The 20189-nt window shown below is 36.6% G+C and carries 33 protein-coding genes; all 33 read left to right on the top strand.

Annotation, left to right across the window (positions count from 1 at the left end):
* Positions 1 to 4 precede the first annotated feature (4 nt).
* The 33 genes from NY607_RS01780 (at position 5) to gpG (ending at position 20095) form a co-directional block, all read left to right on the top strand.
* Positions 5 to 385: an organic solvent tolerance protein OstA gene (locus NY607_RS01780; protein ID WP_259419045.1), complete on the top strand. Its 381-nt coding sequence runs from the start codon at positions 5 to 7 to the stop codon at positions 383 to 385.
* A 24-nt stretch (positions 386 to 409) separates the two neighbouring features.
* Entirely contained in the window at positions 410 to 1114 is a 705-nt protein-coding gene (locus NY607_RS01775) for an AAA family ATPase (RefSeq protein ID WP_259419044.1), read from the top strand.
* Positions 1115 to 1116: 2 nt separating this feature from the next.
* Positions 1117 to 1599 carry a DUF669 domain-containing protein gene (locus NY607_RS01770; protein WP_259419043.1) on the top strand — a complete coding sequence of 161 codons (483 nt, stop codon included), beginning with the start codon at positions 1117 to 1119 and terminating at the stop codon, positions 1597 to 1599.
* Positions 1600 to 1677: 78 nt separating this feature from the next.
* Complete coding sequence (locus tag NY607_RS01765) at positions 1678 to 1857, top strand: hypothetical protein (RefSeq protein WP_259419042.1); 180 nt, start codon at positions 1678 to 1680, stop codon at positions 1855 to 1857.
* On the top strand, positions 1842 to 2228 hold the full coding sequence (locus tag NY607_RS01760) for a hypothetical protein (protein ID WP_259419041.1): 387 nt from the start codon (positions 1842 to 1844) through the stop codon (positions 2226 to 2228). The genes NY607_RS01765 and NY607_RS01760 overlap by 16 nt, the downstream gene beginning before the upstream one ends.
* Positions 2229 to 2238: 10 nt before the next feature.
* Positions 2239 to 4611 (top strand): phage/plasmid primase, P4 family, encoded by a 2373-nt coding sequence (locus NY607_RS01755; protein WP_259419040.1) that lies wholly within the window; start codon positions 2239 to 2241, stop codon positions 4609 to 4611.
* Positions 4612 to 4928: 317 nt separating this feature from the next.
* Positions 4929 to 5357, top strand: a complete 429-nt coding sequence (locus tag NY607_RS01750) for a hypothetical protein (protein WP_396631589.1) — start codon at positions 4929 to 4931, stop codon at positions 5355 to 5357.
* A 110-nt stretch (positions 5358 to 5467) separates the two neighbouring features.
* Positions 5468 to 5704 carry a hypothetical protein gene (locus NY607_RS01745; RefSeq protein ID WP_259419038.1) on the top strand — a complete coding sequence of 79 codons (237 nt, stop codon included), beginning with the start codon at positions 5468 to 5470 and terminating at the stop codon, positions 5702 to 5704.
* Entirely contained in the window at positions 5701 to 6240 is a 540-nt protein-coding gene (locus tag NY607_RS01740; RefSeq protein ID WP_259419037.1) for an ERCC4 domain-containing protein, read from the top strand. Before NY607_RS01745 ends, NY607_RS01740 begins: the two co-directional genes overlap by 4 nt.
* On the top strand, positions 6240 to 6395 hold the full coding sequence (locus NY607_RS01735; RefSeq protein ID WP_259419036.1) for a hypothetical protein: 156 nt from the start codon (positions 6240 to 6242) through the stop codon (positions 6393 to 6395). Before NY607_RS01740 ends, NY607_RS01735 begins: the two co-directional genes overlap by 1 nt.
* Positions 6396 to 6406: 11 nt before the next feature.
* Entirely contained in the window at positions 6407 to 6646 is a 240-nt protein-coding gene (locus NY607_RS01730; protein ID WP_259419035.1) for a hypothetical protein, read from the top strand.
* Positions 6627 to 7004, top strand: a complete 378-nt coding sequence (locus NY607_RS01725; RefSeq protein WP_259419034.1) for a hypothetical protein — start codon at positions 6627 to 6629, stop codon at positions 7002 to 7004. The genes NY607_RS01730 and NY607_RS01725 overlap by 20 nt, the downstream gene beginning before the upstream one ends.
* Positions 7004 to 7279, top strand: coding sequence for a DUF3310 domain-containing protein (locus NY607_RS01720; RefSeq protein ID WP_259419033.1), 276 nt, complete (start codon positions 7004 to 7006; stop codon positions 7277 to 7279). The genes NY607_RS01725 and NY607_RS01720 overlap by 1 nt, the downstream gene beginning before the upstream one ends.
* On the top strand, positions 7266 to 7598 hold the full coding sequence (locus tag NY607_RS01715; protein ID WP_259419032.1) for a nucleoside triphosphate pyrophosphohydrolase family protein: 333 nt from the start codon (positions 7266 to 7268) through the stop codon (positions 7596 to 7598). Before NY607_RS01720 ends, NY607_RS01715 begins: the two co-directional genes overlap by 14 nt.
* 4 nt (positions 7599 to 7602) lie before the next feature.
* Entirely contained in the window at positions 7603 to 8415 is an 813-nt protein-coding gene (locus NY607_RS01710) for a hypothetical protein (RefSeq protein WP_259419031.1), read from the top strand.
* A gap of 45 nt (positions 8416 to 8460) precedes the next feature.
* Positions 8461 to 8880 carry a transcriptional regulator gene (locus NY607_RS01705; protein WP_259419030.1) on the top strand — a complete coding sequence of 140 codons (420 nt, stop codon included), beginning with the start codon at positions 8461 to 8463 and terminating at the stop codon, positions 8878 to 8880.
* A gap of 102 nt (positions 8881 to 8982) precedes the next feature.
* Positions 8983 to 9339 (top strand): hypothetical protein, encoded by a 357-nt coding sequence (locus NY607_RS01700; RefSeq protein ID WP_259419029.1) that lies wholly within the window; start codon positions 8983 to 8985, stop codon positions 9337 to 9339.
* Positions 9340 to 9594: 255 nt separating this feature from the next.
* Complete coding sequence (locus NY607_RS01695; RefSeq protein WP_259419028.1) at positions 9595 to 10251, top strand: hypothetical protein; 657 nt, start codon at positions 9595 to 9597, stop codon at positions 10249 to 10251.
* A gap of 75 nt (positions 10252 to 10326) precedes the next feature.
* Positions 10327 to 10488 carry a hypothetical protein gene (locus tag NY607_RS01690; RefSeq protein WP_259419027.1) on the top strand — a complete coding sequence of 54 codons (162 nt, stop codon included), beginning with the start codon at positions 10327 to 10329 and terminating at the stop codon, positions 10486 to 10488.
* Between the two features lie 30 nt (positions 10489 to 10518).
* Entirely contained in the window at positions 10519 to 11118 is a 600-nt protein-coding gene (locus NY607_RS01685; RefSeq protein ID WP_259419026.1) for a hypothetical protein, read from the top strand.
* Between the two features lie 308 nt (positions 11119 to 11426).
* Positions 11427 to 11807 carry an HNH endonuclease gene (locus NY607_RS01680; RefSeq protein ID WP_259419025.1) on the top strand — a complete coding sequence of 127 codons (381 nt, stop codon included), beginning with the start codon at positions 11427 to 11429 and terminating at the stop codon, positions 11805 to 11807.
* Positions 11808 to 11936: 129 nt separating this feature from the next.
* Complete coding sequence (locus NY607_RS01675; protein ID WP_259419024.1) at positions 11937 to 12455, top strand: phage terminase small subunit P27 family; 519 nt, start codon at positions 11937 to 11939, stop codon at positions 12453 to 12455.
* A complete protein-coding gene (locus NY607_RS01670; RefSeq protein WP_259419023.1) occupies positions 12452 to 14155 on the top strand; it encodes a terminase large subunit in 1704 nt (567 codons plus the stop codon). The genes NY607_RS01675 and NY607_RS01670 overlap by 4 nt, the downstream gene beginning before the upstream one ends.
* A gap of 15 nt (positions 14156 to 14170) precedes the next feature.
* Positions 14171 to 15412, top strand: coding sequence for a phage portal protein (locus NY607_RS01665; protein ID WP_396631588.1), 1242 nt, complete (start codon positions 14171 to 14173; stop codon positions 15410 to 15412).
* On the top strand, positions 15405 to 16169 hold the full coding sequence (locus NY607_RS01660; RefSeq protein ID WP_259419022.1) for a head maturation protease, ClpP-related: 765 nt from the start codon (positions 15405 to 15407) through the stop codon (positions 16167 to 16169). The genes NY607_RS01665 and NY607_RS01660 overlap by 8 nt, the downstream gene beginning before the upstream one ends.
* Positions 16170 to 16234: 65 nt before the next feature.
* Positions 16235 to 17437 (top strand): phage major capsid protein, encoded by a 1203-nt coding sequence (locus NY607_RS01655; protein ID WP_259419188.1) that lies wholly within the window; start codon positions 16235 to 16237, stop codon positions 17435 to 17437.
* Positions 17438 to 17482: 45 nt separating this feature from the next.
* Positions 17483 to 17716: a hypothetical protein gene (locus NY607_RS01650; protein WP_259419021.1), complete on the top strand. Its 234-nt coding sequence runs from the start codon at positions 17483 to 17485 to the stop codon at positions 17714 to 17716.
* Positions 17716 to 18048, top strand: coding sequence for a head-tail connector protein (locus NY607_RS01645; protein ID WP_259419020.1), 333 nt, complete (start codon positions 17716 to 17718; stop codon positions 18046 to 18048). The genes NY607_RS01650 and NY607_RS01645 overlap by 1 nt, the downstream gene beginning before the upstream one ends.
* Entirely contained in the window at positions 18026 to 18361 is a 336-nt protein-coding gene (locus NY607_RS01640) for a phage head closure protein (RefSeq protein ID WP_259419019.1), read from the top strand. The genes NY607_RS01645 and NY607_RS01640 overlap by 23 nt, the downstream gene beginning before the upstream one ends.
* Positions 18362 to 18766, top strand: coding sequence for an HK97-gp10 family putative phage morphogenesis protein (locus NY607_RS01635; RefSeq protein WP_259419018.1), 405 nt, complete (start codon positions 18362 to 18364; stop codon positions 18764 to 18766).
* The gene (locus NY607_RS01630; protein ID WP_259419017.1) at positions 18763 to 19107 is read left to right on the top strand and encodes a hypothetical protein; all 345 of its coding nucleotides are present in this window, start codon (positions 18763 to 18765) and stop codon (positions 19105 to 19107) included. Before NY607_RS01635 ends, NY607_RS01630 begins: the two co-directional genes overlap by 4 nt.
* Positions 19108 to 19126: 19 nt before the next feature.
* On the top strand, positions 19127 to 19711 hold the full coding sequence (locus NY607_RS01625; protein WP_259419016.1) for a major tail protein: 585 nt from the start codon (positions 19127 to 19129) through the stop codon (positions 19709 to 19711).
* Between the two features lie 72 nt (positions 19712 to 19783).
* Positions 19784 to 20095, top strand: a complete 312-nt coding sequence (gpG, locus tag NY607_RS01620; RefSeq protein WP_259419015.1) for a phage tail assembly chaperone G — start codon at positions 19784 to 19786, stop codon at positions 20093 to 20095.
* The last annotated feature ends 94 nt before the right edge of the window (positions 20096 to 20189 follow it).

The following is a 20189-nucleotide window of genomic DNA, read 5'->3' as shown; positions in this document are numbered from 1 at the left end:
CCACTTGAAAAAATTACTCAATCAAAAAGAACAACACTATGCAGATACACGTGAAGAAGCAGAGGAAATTGTAGTTACTGCTAAAGAAAACGAAGCACTTATTATGAACAAAATCAGCGAGAAATACAACAAATACGGCCAATATTTCCTTGTTGATTTAACGTATCAATACGGCACTCCTAAAGAGGTCATGGAAGGTAAACCGAAGGATGATGCACCAGATGGTCAAATGAGTATTGAAGAAGTGCATGAAGGTGTTCCATATACAGTCAATCATGATGGCAGTGTAACAGTGGAAAATGATGAGGACTTGCCAGAATTTGAAGATCCATTCGCAGATGTAGAGGCGAAGCAAGATGCAACTACTGAAAACGTGCCATTTTAATAGAAAAGGAGTGTGGAAGACAATATGAAGGTTTCAAGCGCAGCTGATATACAAATAGATGCTTCAACGTTTTTATTTTATGCTCCACCTGGTATGGGCAAAACGTCCACTATTAAATATTTGGAAGGTAAAACACTATATGTCCCTCTTGATAAAACACATTCAGTCTTAAAAGGTTGCGAGAATATCGACATTGTGGATTTCAATAGTCATCAGGCATGGGAAGAATGGAATGCACTTATGCGAGATCTTTCTCGTACTGACTTATCAAAATATGACAACTTAGTGTTTGATAATATTTCAGAACTAACTCGTTCCATGCTTGGCAATTTAGGACGAGATGGCAAAAATAATCGGGTTCCGTCGATGGCTAACTACCAACAGATTGATTTCTTCATTATCGATAGTGTTCGTTTTATCCAAACATTAGGGAAACGAGTGGTGTTCACCGCATGGGAAACAACCGATAAATGGGAGTTGCCAAGTGGTCAAGCTGTTAACCGATCATATCCAGATATGCGAGATAAGATTCTGAATAACTTTATGGGTCTTTGTCACGTAGTAGGCAAATTAGTTATCAATCCAGAAACGCAAAAGCGTGGATTTATTTTAGAGCCAACAGATTTCTTATTCGCTAAGAATCAATTGGATAATCGTAAAGCATGTTTGCAAGAAGATATTTTTAAGGTTGGTCATGTGCCTTCCACAAACAATAAGGAGGAAAAATAATTATGGGTTTCAAAATTAATTTCGATTCAGAAAACGTATCAACAGGTGAATTTCAATTAGTAGCAGAGGGGAAATATGAAGCTTCTATCATCAATGCAGAGGCCAAAGAGTGGCAAGGTCAATATTCAATTGGATTTGATGTTGAGATTCGTTCAGACATTGATCAAAAACATCAAGGAGCAAAAGTTCTTTATAACACACTTTTTTTAAGTAGTACTAACCCTGAATACGCGGAAAATACGGAAAAGAAAAGAAATTCATTCTTAGTAGCATGCGGTTATAGTGGTAAACAAAGCCTTGATTTAGATGAAGTAGTAAAAAATATTATAGGGAAATCAGTGTTAGTGTACATCAAGCATGTTGAGGATAAAAACGATAAGGAACGTAAATATCCACGCGTTTCATTTGTTGCTGAATCTAAAGTGAATCCACCTCAACCAAGTGGACCACCAATCACAGTTGGAAGTGATGATCTTCCATTCTAAATAAAACTTAATAGAGAGGTCTGTTTTAGGCGGACTTCTCTATTTTTATACCCAAATTTTACGGAGAAGGTGGTACAAATGGAAAATAAAGTTTTTCATCGGTACGAATGTAAAACAGGTTGTGGTCACGTGACAGTGGTCGATAAATTTTATCAAACTAAACGAATGTATTGTGCGGTATGTGGAACTAAAGAAACTCTAGTTTATAAAGGCAAGGCAAAAGTAAATGAGGTGAAAGAGACATGGCTGAAAAAGTGAAGGTTAGTCGTGAAGTTGCTAATTTTTTCGAGAAGTGCAAAAACAGCGGTGACGTGAATTGGGAAGATGCAGTATTACACGAACATATTAAAATTTTCGAAAGTCACCACAAAAAAGAAGCTGTTGTAATAAATCCTGATGCTTTATGCATGCTTCAATACTCACCTTTTGAATTAGCGAGAATTTTAGTGTTAGATTACGAAATCGAAGAAACACCTGAAGAAAAAATAGCAGCTAATTATTTAGATAAAAAACGTAAATGTGAAGAGAGTCCAGAACCATTTGACGTTGAATGGGAAATAGGTTTTATGGCAGGTATTAGATACGTATTGGATAATTTGAACATCAAAATCAAAGGCATCAACGAATGAAGGTGAGAACGTGAAAGCACCAATTAACTTTAATGAAATACCTTCAGAATTACGACTATTACCTCAATGGCTACTTTGGCGTAAGGAGGAAAAAAGTGGCCGTTATACAAAAATTCCATATCAAGTTGATGGTAACGAGGCACGGTCAAATGATCGTAGAACATGGTCCACATTCGCTACAGCAGCCAAGTTTTATACAGAATCAAATGCAGATGGGATAGGCTTTGTATTCTCGCGTCAAGACAACTATATCGGTATTGATATTGATAAATGCATTACGTATGCAGCAGATGATACAGATAAAGTAAATCCAATTATTAACGACTTTGCTAAAGAGATTATTGATACGTTGGATAGCTATACCGAGTTTAGTGTGAGTGGTACAGGCATTCACATCATCATCAAGGGTAGCCTTCCACAGTCAGTAGTGGGTACGGGCCGTAAAAGTGCAAAACATGGTTTAGAAATTTATCAGTATGGACGCTACTTCACCATGACAGGCAATCGTGAAAATTCCAATGAAATATATGATCGCACTGATGAACTGGCAGAGATATTTGAAAAGTATTTTGATGATAGTAACGTACAAGGTCGAGTCAATTTAGCAGACTTCGAAAAGGATGAAATCAAGCTTTCAAACGATGCACTTTGGGAGCGAATGTTCCGTAGTAAATCAGGTGATGAAATACGTTCACTGTATAACGGAAATTTGATAAACGATGACCATTCTTCTAGTGATTTAGCTTTATGTAATCATTTGGCCTTCTGGACAGGTAAAAGTGCTTCTAGAATGGATAGCATGTTCCGGGAAACATCCTTGATGCGCGACAAATGGGATAGGATCCATTTTAGTGATACTGGTGAAACATACGGTGAACGTACCATTGCAGAATCAATATCTTCTACCACTACAACGGTGTTGGACCATCAAAATGACAGCGAGTTTTCATTCAGCTTCCACAGTGATGAAGTAGTGGCAGAAGAAGTTGAAAAGCCATCGCGTAAATTCAAATTAACTGACCTAGGAAATGCAGAGCGAATAGCATATGAATACGGCCATGTAATTCGTTATATTCCATCGGTTGGTTGGTATATCTGGAACGGCAAGTATTGGGAGTTTGACGAAAAAGGAAAGCTTCATCGAATTGTAGCCAAAGTCGTTCGCAAGCTTGGTGAATCAGATGATGAAACTGAACAAAAATGGGCTAGGCATTGTGAAAAACATAATGTACGTGAAAGTGCTATTAAAGATTTAAAAGTATTGGTTCCAGGAGATCGTAGTGACTTTGACCAACATAAATATTTGCTCAATGTTGCAAATGGAGTTGTAGACCTGAAAACAGGAAAGCTACAACCGCACGATAGGGAATTAAAGCTAACTAAAATAACGAACATTTTTTATGAAGAAAATGCTAAATGTCCGAACTGGTTAGCATTTTTGGACCAAATATTTTTGGGAGATAAAGAACTAGCAGAATACATGCAGCGATTGATTGGCTATAGCCTCACTGGTGATATTTCAGAACAAATTATGATGTTCTTAGTTGGTGGTGGTAGTAACGGTAAATCAACCTTTATCAACACAATCAAAGATCTTGTAGGGGAATATGGCAAGCAAGCAAAATCAGATACTTTTATTAAGAAAAAAGAAACTGGTGCTAATAACGATATAGCTAGGTTAGTAGGTTCGCGTTTTGTATCAGCGATTGAATCAGAGGAAGGCGAAAAGCTATCAGAATCATTCGTTAAGCAAATTACAGGCGGTGAACCTGTCCTAGCACGCTTTTTACGACAAGAGTATTTTGAGTACATTCCAGAATTTAAAGTATTCTTCACCACTAACCATAAGCCGATCATTGGGGGCTTGGATGAAGGTATATGGCGCAGGGTTAAGTTGATTCCATTTGATTTAAATTTGCCAGCACATAAACGTGATAAAAAGTTACCTGAGAAGTTGTCGTTAGAAATGAGTGGAATACTCAACTGGGCAATTGAAGGCTGCTTAAAGTGGCAGAAGGACGGTTTAATTGAGCCAGCAGTGGTGGCAAAAGCAACGGGTAACTATAAAGAAGACATGGACATCCTTGGACCGTTTTTAGCCGAATGTTGCTATGTAGATAAAACTAATGAAAATATCAAAATCGAAGCCAAAGAATTATATACCGTCTATGACAGTTTTGGTTATAAATCAGGTGAACGCACAGTGAGTAACCGTAGTTTTTATCGAATGTTAGAAACGAAAGGCTTTAAAAAAGAACGTGGTACAGGAAACAAAAACTTTTTCATTGGAATTACTTTACAAGAGCGTGCCCCTAAAGGAGTTACTTTTGAAGAAAAAATAGTTACAAAAGAGGCTGAAAATACGTCATTTAAGCTAGTTTAGTAACTTTGAGTTAACAAAGTAACTCTCATTAGTAACTCTCGGAAATTCAGTCATATCAATGGTTTAAGACTATTTTTATATTACTAAAGTTACTTTTGTTATTTGGTTTTTATATTAATAAAAAAATAAAAAATATAAATATATATATATAAGAGCGTAATGCACTTTCCAAGTAACGATTTTAACTAAAATTGCTTAAACCTATATGGCTGTAAGGTCCAAGGGAGTTACTTAAAAGTAACTGAGTTATTTAATAGGGGTTAAAACGCCGTTTTTAAAGAAAATAGTAACTACTGAAATGTAAGGAAGTGGTATTTTTGAAAACCCTTCATGTACTATCGATGATTTGGAAATCTGGTGCTGAAATTTATCGGGATGAATCGGATGGTAGATTATCGCTAAAAAATGCGAAGTTGGTTCCAGAAGAAGTATTAAAGGCAGCTGATCCGATTTTCGGTGAAATAGAAAAATGGTTCAAATCATGGGAAGAAGCTAAAGCAATCGATAAACACATTCGAATGATGGTGCATCAAGCCTGTGGATGGCAACACAATCCGAAATTGAATGAATGGATATGTGCAGATGTAGATGCATTAATGTTGTTTATGGAGTGGCAAGAGACACTAGCTAATAACGGATGGAACGACATTTACACAGACTATCGACAATTTGAAAATGAAGCTTCGAATGTCATGAAGAAAAAATTGTACGAGAGTGCTGTTTTATACGCTAATCAAAATAAGTGATTTACAGCCGTTTTAAGACGTTTTAGAGGACGGGTGATAAATATATCCAACTTATTAATAGAACGTCTGTACGACGCTTAAAACAAACAAAAATAAGGAGGTAATGAACAGTGAAAATGAAATTCGACTTTTTATATAAAAATGGCACTAAAGAGACATTTGATCAACCTATTACAGAAGAAAATCATTCTGCTGTTTTAGAAGTTTTAGAAACTATAGAAACTGCAATGCGAGAAGGAATTGGAGCTTGTATTACTTTCGAAAAAGAAGGTCATGGCGGGCATTATGTACGAATGAGTGAGGTTGTTCGTGTAACTACTGACGTTATTGAGGGCGAGTCGGAATGATTCACTACCATTACACAGATACCGAATTAAACAAAATCTTAAAAACAATGACAATCGTGGTTGATACACGTGAACAAGTAAACGGTCATATTCTTGAATATTTACGCAGCAAGGATGTACCAATCAAATTGAAAAAGTTAGACACTGGCGATTACACAGCAATGTTACCGAAAAATGAAGAGCTTGGCATCATGCGAGATATTTATTTGAACAGTGGAGTTGAACGCAAAGCCAGTGTAGATGAGATTGTTGGAAACTTGGGTAAGGACGAGCGTACACGCTTTGAAAATGAATTAATTCGCGCGAAGGATATGCCATTCACAATCTTACTTGAAGATCCAGAAGGCTATAAGAAAATACTAAACGGAACCTACAGAAGTAAATACGATCCACTTGCATTGCTTGGCTCGTTGAATACTTTCAAGGCTCGTTACGGCTTTGAAATTGTCTACTTAGATAATAAGTTTAGTGGGAATTTTATTTATTACCATTTTTACTACCAAATGAAGAACTACCTAAAGAGAGGAGCATTTTGATGCAACCAAAAATGTTGAATGACTTTATGTATGCGTTGATGAAAGAAGCAAGACGAGATTCTTTTCGAGAATTTCTAGAGAATTGGGAAATTACCCAAGAGGAATACGAAGAAATAGAAGCATGGTTCAAGAATAAACTAGGAATCAAATTATAGGGGTTCGCACTATGAACATGCGCAATGGGATTCCTATTGTTCAGTCGGTGAAGAAGTCAAAACAGCCACAGGGTAGATTGTGGAAGGCCATACCTAATCCATTTACAAAGTATATCGAGTTGTTCATGACAGTCGATGGATGCGAAGTCAGTATTATCATGCCTTACGATTTCGAATGGATTCAGCAGTATTTAAACGAAGGCTGGATTGAGAGAGGAGTGTGGGATGTAGATGAACGCAGAAATGCTTGAGAAACGTGTAGCAATATTGAAGAAGGTTGATGCACTTACAAACAAATGTAATTGTCGGGCAGCCAATGAATATAATCATTGTTCTAATTGTAAACAGCTCCGCAAGTATGGTGACAAGTTAATGTTACTGGTGAATAAGCGAAGGGTTATTAAAGCTGATTTAAAAAATAAAAAGTCTGGACCAAAGCCAATAACTACTCTGACTAAAGCTGAGTATTTGGATTTAAAAAAGGATAGAAAATTGGATAGAGAAATCGCTGAAATGTACAAAGTATCACCATGCACAATTAGAAACTGGAAAAAGAAAAATGGAATTATTACTAAGAATAATTTGAGAAGAAGAAAGGTGATAAGTTGATGCCAACAAATGAGCATATCAAGAATACTGAGAATAGACCAGATTCAGATCACTATCATGAAGGCAAAATTGATGTGTGGACGTTTGCTGATGAAAATTTCAACTTAGATGAATGTATCGGTTTTCATAGAATCAATGCAATTAAATATCTAACTCGATATGGAAAAAAGAATGGCTATAATGCTCGAGATTTAGAAAAAGCAATTGTTTATATAGAAAAGCTAATTGAATTGAACAAATCCAAAATGGAGGAAATGCAAAATGAACATGAATGAGTATCAGTTGTTAGCTACGAGAACAGCAGCTAAACACGATAACGAACTAGTTAATTACGGACTAGGTATAGCAGGTGAAGCTGGAGAGGTTGCTGATTTAATTAAAAAGGCAATGTTTCATGGTCATGTTATTGATCAAGTAGAAGTTAAAAAAGAGCTGGGTGATGTGTTGTGGTATCTAGCTAATATAGCTAGATTAGCAGGTTTGTCACTCGATGAAATTGCAGAAGCGAACATTTCCAAATTACAGAAACGATATCCTAATGGATTCAATGTTGAGGATAGTAAAAAGCGTGTGGATACGGTGTTAGGAGAGTGAGGACTTGAAACATATTGTATTTTTTAGTGGTGGAATAGGGTCGTATTACACAACTAAAAGAGTAATAGAGAAACACGGAAAAGAAAACGTTATTCTTTTATTTACTGATACGAAGATTGAAGATGAGGATTTATACCGATTCATGAATGATTGTGAGCAGTACTTTGGAATAGCCATTACGTATATCGAAGACGGTCGTACTCCATGGGAAGTATTCAAAGATGTACGTTGGCTAGGAAATAGTAGATTAGCGCAATGTAGTCATATGTTGAAACAAAAGACTGCTTCAGACTGGATAGCTGATAACTATGCACCAGAAGAATGTATTTTGTACTTGGGTATAGATTGGACCGAAGAACATCGAAAAAAAGCTCCTGTTAGCAATTGGCATCCTTACAAAGTTGAGTTTCCTATGTGTGAAGCCCCATATATAACTAAGGATGAAATGATTGCTGATTTATCGAGTGTCGGCATTAAAATTCCTAGGTTGTATAAATTAGGCTTTAGCCATAATAACTGCGGTGGCATGTGCGTGAGAGGTGGGCAAGGACACTTTATTAATTTGCTCAATAAACTACCAGAACGCTTCGAATTTATGGTTGGCTTTGAAAAGGAAATGCAAGAGTATCTAGGAAAAGATGTGACATTCTTGCGTAAGAGCAAGACAGTTTATGAACGAGATACTGCAGGTAATATTACAAACAAGAAAGTGATTCGTGAAAATCTGTCTCTGGAACAATTAAGAGAAGATTATTACAAAAAAGATGAACAATTAGATTTGTTTGACCTTGGTGGTTGCGGATGTTTTGTAAGTTAAAAAATGACGAAGCACAAAATGCAATCTATAAATTGTGGAGGGCATATGAGTAAATTATCAACAGTACAAAATAAAACAATCGAAGAATATTGGTCAAGTTTAGATGAACTTAAAAAGCAGTTACGCTATCGTGAATGGGAATTGTTGAATGCACACCAAGAAACGGATACAAATATTGGTGGTGGCAAATCTAATCGTATTTCTGACACGACAGGTAATAAAGCTATTATTCTTGCAGAAGATAAGAATTATCAGCATTTGAAAAACATCATTACAACGCTTGAACAGCTATACAAAGAATTAGATCATGACCAAAAAACAATTGTGGACATGCGTTATTTCGATAAACAGGAAGCATACGAATGGTCTCATGTTGCAGATAAATTATATATGTCAGTACAAAGGGTATTGCGTAAACGTAATATGCTGATTGATGAAACGGCTAGAAGATTGGGGTGGATATAAACAAGATGTCATTACACGAATGATAAAATATTATTATATTATAAACTTATTAATTATGGTCTAATTAGTATATATTGGTACAAAAAATGGAGGTTATTTAATATGTCATATTTGATGAAAGAATTAGACCAACTCATTTCTAACAGAACCTATGATTTTTATAGTGGTACACCTTATGCAAAAGAAGTAGCAATTCCTGAGGCAATAGAAGGTATAAAAGAATTAATCAAAGAATCCTCTGATGAATCATATAATTCACATGGATTAAATTTAAAAATAATAGCACTTTTGGAAGATTACAAGGAAAGTGTTAAAGATGAAATTGAAGAATATGAGGATTACCCATCTACTATGGATATGGATAGTGAGGATACAGGTCTAAAAGGAAACGAACTTTCCCTCAATTCTAAATATGAAATCCTTAGCTTCATTGAAGAACTTAAAACCAACGTGTATTAATTGTATTAAGCGTAATTGTGCCATATAGCGAATTACGCTAAAAAACAGTGTAAATTGATATTATCAAGTTTTATCAAAAGCGCACGGAAATGCGTACAAAATTTCCATTACAAAATAAACACGTTGCTTGTACGTGTATGTCAGAAACAAGTAATTGAGACTACTAAATTGGTAGTCTCTTTTAATCTATTAGGAAATAAATAGTGTTATTTCTATATTTATAGTACCATTTAAATGGGTGGTGTTATAAATATAATGGAATTTATATCGAATAGTTGGTTTATAAGTATCATTGGTGGTTTATTTGTAACTTTGACATGGGAAATAATAAAACTTCTTATGGAAAGAAAAGCTTATAACCGTCAAATAAAACTGGTACAAAATGATTTTTCAGTAATCATTAAGAGTATAATAGGTGAAGAGGAGTTACCGACTCCAAAAATCTTAGAAAGTCTTTTAAAAGGTATTGCACAAAAACATAATGTGAAGTTTAAAGATGTTTCAGAAGTTGGTTACATTTTTCATGCATTAATCGGAGAGGTAATGGAATCGAGTTTTTTGGAATACAACCAAAAAATCTTATTCTGTGAAAAGATAGAGGAGTTATCTGAATGTTTGTCTGAACAAATAAAACAAACTAATGGTTCACCTTCGACACAAGCTACATTTAGCTATAGTAAACAAAGACTACTTACTCTTATTCCAGTTTTAGGTATTAGTTCAAGTGCAATTTCAGCAATAATAAATATATCTTCTACTAATGAAAAATTTAAAAAGTGGGATGATGAATTAACAAAATTTCTACTTGATAACCCATTGATATTAATAGGGTTGATTATAGGGATTACAATATTTGTATTTTTACCTGTGTATCTTCTAATAAACAATAAGATTAAAAAAGCAGCTGAATAAAATGTATAGTTAGTTTCTAAGTCGCATTCAATATGAATTGCGGCTTTTTATTATGTCTAAAAGAAGGTGAAACAAATGGATGAAGAACTTATTCTAAAGCCGATTGAACAGTTTCTCGAATTAATTAAAGGCACTGAATATGAAGAACAAGCCTTGCGAATGAAGAGGGAAATTGAAGATGCACTTGATGAATATAACCTTGACCTAAGAGCTGCTGGTGAGAGGGAAGATTATTAGTCATAACTATGAATTGTGGAGGGCTGAACAATGATAGTTCTTATGTGTTACGAAGATAATAATCACTTATTTAAAGTAAAAAGTAATTGTATTGATGGAATTAGTTGTCCTATTTGTAAAGGTCTTGTAGGGGCTACTCAAGTAGATAAAAGTGACCTTGAAAAAATTCCGTTTTACGAGGAATTAAAACGTTATCAGCATAAAGCAGAGTGCTTATCATGTGGTCATGGCGAAACGATATTCCAAACTAAAAAGGAATACAGAGAAGTACATGTATGTCCGAAGTGTAACGGTGCGTTGGTAGACGTGTGGAAGTTACACAAGTATCAGAACAACGTGAATAACCGAAATGAAAAGCTAAGTAAATCATTATCCATTTCAGTTGATATGGACACAGACAAAATGCAATTAAAGTTACGAGCAATTGCAAAGCATGTAGGTGCATTGGCTGATGAGTTGGATGCGATTGATTCTAATGAACATACAGAGCTATCAACAAAGCAAATCGAATTGCTTGAACACATGATAGAACTCAATAAACAAAATGGAATGTCTATCTGTTCATGTGATGTTGAGCGTGTTCTTAAACTAGATGATGAACTACCAAAACATTTAGAAGGTAGTGAATAACATGGAACCAATCTACGCTAAGTGTAACAAGTCTTGTGGTCATAGGTTCTACGTTGAGCATTTCAAGTTAGACAAACTTGATAACACTGTACAGAAGACATACTTCAACTGCCCTAACTGTGGACGCGAATATGTCTGTTTTTATACAGACGAGTCAACGCGTAAGCTGCAGGCAAAGATGCGTGAGCTACACCGTAGGATGAAGTGGGCTGATGCTGATAGGTTAAAGAAGTTGGTACAGGAAGAGGCACAACTTAAAGACTTCATAGCGCACTGTATGGCTAGTGTTAAGCGAAAGGTTGAACAGCATGAACAGTAAACCTCTACGACCATGTAACAAACCTGGATGCGGAAACCTAACTCGAAATGGATATTGCGAACAGCACAAGACAGCCAAGGCTGACAACAACCGATACTACGATAAGTATTCTAGAAACAAAAAGCATAATCAGTTTTACCATTCGGGATCATGGATTAAATGTCGTGACTACATCAAGATTCGAGATAACGGTTTGTGTCAGCATTGTCTAAATGAAAAGCGAATCACAGTCGGGGTTCTTGTCGACCACATCGTGCCATTAACTGCCGACTGGACCAAGCGATTAGATGAAGACAACTTACAATTGCTTTGTCAGTCGTGTCACAACAAGAAGACGACAGAGGATGTTCAGAAATACGGTAAGAAATAGGATAGCCCCCCTCCATTCGTTTCCTATATGGTGGATGGCCCTACACCGGCTGACCGATTTCATGGCTCGATAATCCGTTTTTGAATATTTTTTCAGGAAGGCTAAGGAAAAAGAAAGTGAGGTGATAGTATGGGAGGTCGAAATAAGCAGCCTTTGCAAGTGATTCTAGGGAATGGACGCTCGAACCATTTGACAAAAGACGAGATAAAAAAGCGTCAAAAACATGAAGAAAAGATGCGCGGACCGACTGAAAACATTGAAATTCCAACGTATTTAACAGCTGCTCAAAAGAAGGAATTTGCAGAGATTGCTGAAAAGCTTGTAGCACTTCAAATTTTCAGCGAGCTTGATGTGGATTCTTTAGCGAGGTATCTGGACTCAAAACACCAATACCTACAACTGGTGAAAGATATACGGAAAATCAAACCAACAGAGACAGTTGAGCAGGAAAACGGCAAAAAAATTACGATTGCCAATGAGGATTATCCGAAATTGCAACGTACCAAAAATACCTTGTTTAACGAATGTCGTTCTGCAGCTGCTGATCTTGGACTTACTATTACATCACGTTTGAAATTAGTCATTCCTTCACCCTCACCTGTGGAAGGCAAAAGCGAGGCGCAAAAGCGTTTCGGTGATAGGTTATGAATTGGGTTTTAGAGCGGGTTTTTAACTACTGTGATGATATTTTAAGCGGGGAAATTAAAGCTAGTATCAAGCATAAATGGGCTGTTCAACGTTTCTTAAAAGACTATGAGGATTGTCAAAATTATGACAGTCCTTTTTATTTTGATGAAGAAGTGGCCGAGGATTTCTATTGGTGGGCAAATGAGTTTGAACACGTCGAAGGTGTTTTAGCTGGCGAAAAGGTTCAACTTAATGATTTTCAACTCTTTATTTCTGTTAATATCTTCTGCTTCAAAAAGAAGCGAAATGGAGCAAGGCGTTTCCGTAAGGTTTATATACAGCTTGCTCGTAAAAATGCTAAGTCACAATTCTTAGCGATTGTTGGTTCATACATCGCTTTCCTTGGTGACGAGAAGCAACGTATGTATATTGCTGGTTGGCAGAAAGACCAATCAGACGAGGTATATATTGCGGTTCGGGATGGGATAAATTCAAGTGAATTGTTGGATGGTAGATGGAAAGAAGCTTATGGCAAGATTGAAGTCTTTAACAATGGATCTGTCATTGTCCCATTATCACGCGAAACACGTAAAACAGGTGATGGTAAAAACCCATCGGTTGGAATTGTGGACGAGTATCACAATCATCTTACATCTGAAATATATGATGTTTTGTTATCAGGGATGGTAGCTCGTAAAGAACCACTAATGTTCGTTATCACCACAGCAGGCTTTGATTTAAGCAGGCCGTGTTTTGTTGAGTACGAATATGTATCGCGTATTTTAAATCCTGATGATGATACAGAAAACGATGATTACTTCGGTATAATTTGCGAGCTTGATCCAGGAGATGACATAAAGGATGAGAGTAATTGGATTAAGGCAAATCCGATTGTTGCTACGTATGAAGAGGGCCTTGCATCCATTCGTTCGGATTTGAAGACAGCTCTTGATGTACCTGAAAAAATGAGGTCGTTCTTAACAAAGACTATGAATATATGGGTGGACATGAAAGAAGGGGGCTACATTCCGGCAAATAAGTGGAAGGCAGGACAAATTGAAGCCTTTGAGATGACTGGCCGTGATGTTTATTTAGGAGTCGATTTATCCAAGAAGATTGACTTAACTTCAGTTGGTTATGTTTTTCCTACGGACTATGGCTATCATGTTGGACAACATTCATTTATGCCTGAAGAAGCATTAGCGGAGCGTAGAGCAAAAGATAAGGTGCCATATGATGTGTGGATAGAAGAAGGCTGGATGGATGTTACACCAGGTGCAGTAGTTGATTATAGCTTTGTAGAACAATGGATTTTGGATTTCATCAATAACAATGAATTGAATGTAATTCTATTTTGTTACGATCCTTATGGTGCCACACAATTTGCTCAAAACATGGAGAACTATGGGTTAACAATTGTGGAGGTCCGACAAGGTTTCCCTACACTATCAGAACCAACAAAAGAATTTCGAGATTATGTCTATCAGAATAATGAGCATCAAAAGAAAATCACTCATGTTGGTGACAAGGTATTATCTTGGGCAGTCGGTAATGCTATTGCAGAAATGGCAGCCAACGAAAGTATTAAACTTTCAAAATCGAAGTCAAGAGAGCGAATTGACCCTATTGCAGCAATAATTACAGCATTTGTACAAGCTAGATATGCAACATTCGAAAGTGGAGATGGCAATATCAGCTTTATTTCAATTCATGATTTATAAGGGGGAGGTGAGAAATTGAAACTATGGCAACGTATTAAAACTACAGCATACATGGCATATGCAGGGGCTACTACAGGTTGGAAAGGTTCCACATGGGATTTCTCCAATTGGTTTGGACGAACCTTTTGGGGTATCGATAACAGCCAGTTAGCGACTAATGAAACCATATTTAGCGTTATTAGTCGTTTGGCTAACACTATGTCTGCATTACCCATAAAGCTGCATCAACATTACGATGTGATTCAAAATGATGTTTCAGATGTGCTCATAAATGAGCCAAATCAAAATATGAGTAGCTTTGATTTTATCAACGCTTTAGAAGTTAGCAGGAACGAAACAGGTAATGGATATGCAGTCATTTTACGTGATATAAGGATGCGACCAATGGAGTTATTACCACTTGATCCGAATTGCGTGACCGAGTTTATTAATCGTGATGATAACTCGTTGTGGTATGAAGTTCGCGGTGGTAATAAAAATATGTATGTTCACAACAGTGATATGATCCATGTTAAGCATATCCGAGGGCCAGCACGTTTGAGAGGACTTAATCCTTTAAAAGTTTTGGCCAATACAATTAAATACGATAAGGCTGTTCAGGAGTTCTCTCTTTCTGAAATGGAGAAAAAAGAATCTTTTACATTGAGTTATGCATCAAATGTTGATGAAGAAAAAAGGAAACGAATTATTGGTGACTTTAGAAGGTTTTACTCTGAAAATGGAGGAATTCTATTTAAAGAACCAGGTGTTGAAATTGATCCAATAAAAAAACAATACTTTGCATCCGATACGTTGGCATCAGAGCGAATTACACGCTCAAGGGTAGCCAACGTTTTTAATGTACCAGTTTCGTTTTTAAATGATTATGAGGGTGGCACTCTAGGATCGAATGAGCAACAGATGATTCAATTTACGAATATGAATCTATTGCCAACCGTTCGCCAGTATGAACATGAATTTAACCGAAAGTTGTTAACCAAAGAAGACAGACGAGCAGGTATGTATTTTAAGTTTAATTTAGGTGGTCTTCTTAGAGGTGACACTGCTACTCGCGCATCGTTTTATCAAATGGGCATTCGTAATGGTTGGTTTAAACAAAACGAAGTGAGGGGATTTGAAGATTTGCCACCAGATGATTCAGAATACGCAAACAAGCTATGGATTTCTGGTGATCTTTATCCGATCGATATGGACCCAATATTGCGGAAGTCCACTGCTGCTGCATCAACTGTGGAAGGAGGTGGAAAGAATGAATAAACAACAGAATAAATTCTGGGAAATTAAAGCATCTGCAGATGAAAAATCCGCGGATCTTTTTATTTATGGCGCTATTGTTAGCGGATATAAATGGAGAGATGAAGATGTAACACTTACAGAATTTCAACAAGCATTAGATGATTTATTACCATCTGTAAAAACGTTGAATATGTATGTAAACAGTCCTGGAGGTTCGGTATTTACAGCTATTGCTATGATGAATCAATTAGAGAGAAAGAAAAGTCAATTAACTATCAATGCTTATGTGGATGGTGTAGCAGCTAGTGCAGCGTCATTCTTAATAATGAAAGCAGATAAAATTTTCATGTATGAAAATACTTTCTTGATGATTCATAAACCAATGATAACGTTATGGAGCGCAAACGCTGTAGATTGTCGGGAACAGGCTGATTGGCTTGAAAAAACAGAATCAAGAACTTGTATTCCAGCTTATAAAAGTAAAGGCACGGAGCTTTTAACAGACGAAAAAATCAAAGAATTATTGGATGGCAAAGATAACTGGCTAGATGCAGAAGAAGCCTCAAAATACTTTGACATAGTAGTTGTACAAGAAGAAAAGGATGCTGTTGCATGTGCAGATATTGAGTTACTTAACCAATATCAAAATGTTCCAAAGCAGCTTTTAGAGCCTGTTCAATCTGCACCAGTTATGAGTGCTGAAGAAAAAGCTTTGCGTGAAAAAATTATTGCTGATTCGAAGGCGAATCTTATTTACTTAAATACAATCATAAATTAGGAGGTTTTCAAACTATGAAAACACAAACAAAGAAGCTATTAAAATCATTAGAACAAAAAAATGTAATGAAAATGTTGTTACCTTTAAATATTCAAATGTTCGCTGGTGACCAAACACTTTATGAATTAAAACAAGCAATGGCTACGATTGGGCAGCAATTGAAAAAGGTAGAAGGTGAACTTTCTGCAAAAGCGATTGATCCATCTGCTTCAATTGAAGATATTCAAGCACAACAAAAATCGAAAGAAGATTTACAAGCTCGTTTTAATGTGATTAAACAACAACATGATGAATTAGAAACTGAGCAAAAAGCAAAATTTGCTCAACAAGCAGCTATGAAACAAGCAGGATTGAGTAATATTGAAGATCCTAAACAAAAACGAACTGAAGCATTTGCATCTTTGGTTCGCTCAACTGTCCGCAATCAACCAATTGAACAAGATGTCTTTGCAGCATTAGGAGACAACACAAGTCCAGCAACTGGTGGTGAAAAGTTTCTTCCGAAAACGGTAGCACAAGAAATTATCACAGAGCCATTAGTGAAAAATCCAATGCGTGACCTAGTAACTGTTACAAGTGTACCGAATCTAGAAATCCCAAAACTGTCTTACACGATTGATGATGATAATTTCATTGCTGATACAGAAACAGCAAAGGAATTAAAATTAGAAGGTTCAACAGTGACATTTGGCCGTTTTAAATCCAAAGTCTTTGCAGGTGTTTCTGAAACTGTTCTTGCAGGGACGCATACAAACTTAGTTTCACATGTAGAAAATTCACTACGTTCAGGTTTAGCAGCAAAAGAGAAGAAAGTACAATTTGCTGCAACACCAAAAGCTGGTGAAGAGCATATGAGCTTCTATTCAACGCAAAATGCAATCAAAGAAGTAGAAGGTCCGAATCTTTACAAAGCGATTAAAGCAGCTATTGCAGATTTACATGAAGATTACCGAGAAAACGCAAAGATCGTTATGACTTTTGCTGATTACTCTGAAATTATTGAAACATTAGCAAACGGAAATGCGACGTTATATGCTGCACAACCAGAGCAAATTTTAGGTAAACCAGTTGTGTTTGTAGATGCGGCTACGAAGCCAATTGTAGGTGACTTCTCATACGCTCACTTAAACTACGATTTGAATGTGCTTTACGAAACAGATAAAGATGTTAAGACAGGTGTTAATGCATTCGTTTTAACTGCATGGTTTGATCACCGTATTAAATTAAAATCTGCATTCCGTATCGCAAAAGTAACTCCTACTCCTTAATTAAGGGGATAGGGGTTGTTATTTTATCGAAAGAAGGTGAATTAAATGTACCAAGTAATTAATCGATTTCAAGAAAAAAACCATGACGGCCATATTTATGAGGTAGGCGACAACTATCCAGCCGATGGTAAAAAGCTTGTTAAGAGTCGTGCAGAGGCTTTAACAGAAATCCATGAAGTATATGGGGTAGCTTTCTTAAAAGCTGTAGAAGAGCCTAAAAAGGCTATTACAAAGCAAGCTTCAAAACAGCCTTCCACAGATGAAAAGAGTGATACTTAATGCAATTACTGGATGAGCTTAAAGAGTATTTGCGAATTGATGGGAATGACGAAGATCGTTCCCTTTCAACTATTCTGCAATCATCCATTTTTTATTTGGAGAATGCAGGAGTGAAGCAGCCAAAAGATTATTATTTAACTGTGGAGGGCAAAGAGCTGTTTTCCTTACATCGTTTAGCTATTATGATGCTCGCTACGCATTTTTACGAGAATCGTATAGCTATAACGCCTTCCACAATTAAAACAGCTCAACAGCCTATCCCATACGGCTTACAGTCGATAATTTTACAGATAAAGTGGGTGGATCCTGATGAACTATCGCAACAACAATAACGCAGGTCGTATGAACAAGCGCGCTACTTTCTTTAATCCACCAGGTACAACTATCAACGGGTGGCCAAGTGAAGATTGGACTAAACATGAAACCGTATGGGCGGAATTGAAGACTGCAAAAGGTTACAGATTATTTAGTTCTGATGCTACACAATGGCAGGGGAAATGTGTTATTGGTATACGATACCGTAAGGATATTACAGAAGATATGCGGGTTGAAGTAGCTGGCAAAACATACGAAATGGATTCACCACCTGTGAATGACAATGGAGATAACCAGTGGCTCACAATCTTTTTAAAAGAGGTGATGTAGATGCACTTAGAAATGCAAGGATTAGAAGCTTTACTACAGAATCTTACGAACCTACCACTAGAAGAGGCGGATGAAAATAGAGCACTTAACGCGGCTGCAAAAGTTGTAAAAGAGGCTGTTATTGAAGAAGCGCCTGTAGATGATGGAACGTTAAAGAAGAATATTAAAGCCCAACGTGCTAAAGATGGCGAAGCAAAGGTGCATACTGGCGGTGCCTACCATTCACATTTAGTTGAGTTTGGACGTTCAGCAGGTAGTAAATACGCTCTTAAAAATGGAGTGCGCCAAAAAGTTACATGGGGCTCTACTGCACCTAATCCGTTCTTTACACGCGGACTAGAAAGAAGTAAGGACAGGGCCGTTGATGTAATGAGCGATGAGATTAGAAAGGCATTGAGACTATGATTGATATTACAGCACATGTCACAGGTATTTTGGCACCACTTAATTTAAGTGTGTATTTCAACAGCGTTCCAACTGGCTCAACTATTCCTAATCAATACATCACTTTCTTAGAAATTAATTCAAAACCAGCGCTTGAAGCATCTGATAAGGAATATGAAACTGAACGACTTATCCAAGTCAACGTTTGGTCAAAAGGTAATTACTATCAGCTTGTGGAGGACATCAAGCGATTGTTGGAATCGGCAGGTTACGAAAGAACATTTGAATATGATGCACCAAAACAAGAGGACGATTCTCACTTTAACAAAGTGTTACGATTCGTCTTTTTTGATGAATATTAAACATTAGGAGGTCATGAAAATGGCAGCTACAACGGTAAATGAAAAACCACAAAAAATTAGTTTGAAACGTATCCATTATGCTTTGATGACAGATGAGCAAACGGAAACATGGGGTGATGTTAAAACATTAACCATGCCAATCTCTTTAACGCTTACACCTAACTTTTCTGAAGCATCATTAGATGCAGGGGATCGCGTAGTGGACCAAGAAGCTCAATTAGACTCAATCACTATTGCTGGTGAAACGGCTGACTTACCAACAGAGGTACTTGTTGATTGGTATGGACACAAAAAATCAGCAGAAGGTGGTATTGTCACAAACTCCAATGACACACCAAATTCAATTGCTATTGGCTTTGAATCAGGGTCTAAGCTAGTGTGGTTCTACAAAGCGAAGCTAAAACCAGGAGAAGAATCCAATGCAACTCGTAAAAAAGGTGAAACAAATTATAAAGTGTATCCATTCGGTGGGGAAGCACTGCCATTAATCGATGGAATCATTAAACATACAGTTGACACACGTGATTCAGGTGTAACTGCTACCCCTGAAACATTCTTCTCAAGTGTAACGAAACCTACTGAACCAACAGTACCAACACCTTAACCAGAAGTCCTTTCGAGGGCTTCTTTTCTTTTAAATTCAATCAAAGTGACTAACGAAAAGGATGGATGAAATATGCAAATTACATTACGAATTGATGGACAGGATAAAACATTTACAAATGACTTTGTGAAGGCACGTGTATTCCGCAATGCTTTAAAAATGAACGAAAAAATGCGGTCAGAAGGTAACGAAATTTCAGTTGATACTTTCGATGAAATGATCGGATTTGTTGTAAATGTCTTTGACAATCAATTCACTGTAGATGATGTATGGGATGGTATGGAAGCAGGTCTATTACAAAACGAAATCATGCGAGTATTCAACAGTGTGTTAAACATTGGCGGATTAGAAACGACTTCCACAACAAATGATGAGGGAAAGTAAGTGGCCTGACAGCCTATCAAAATATTAAAAAGTTCTATCGCGATTTATTGAAAGCTGGTTACAAGCTTCATGAAATTGATGAAATGGATATACA

It is taken from the genome of Lysinibacillus sp. A4 (assembly GCF_024919535.1).
Taxonomy (GTDB): domain Bacteria; phylum Bacillota; class Bacilli; order Bacillales_A; family Planococcaceae; genus Lysinibacillus; species Lysinibacillus capsici.
The sequence above is the reverse complement of the archived record's forward strand: the minus strand, read 5'-3'. Positions and strand labels throughout refer to the sequence as shown.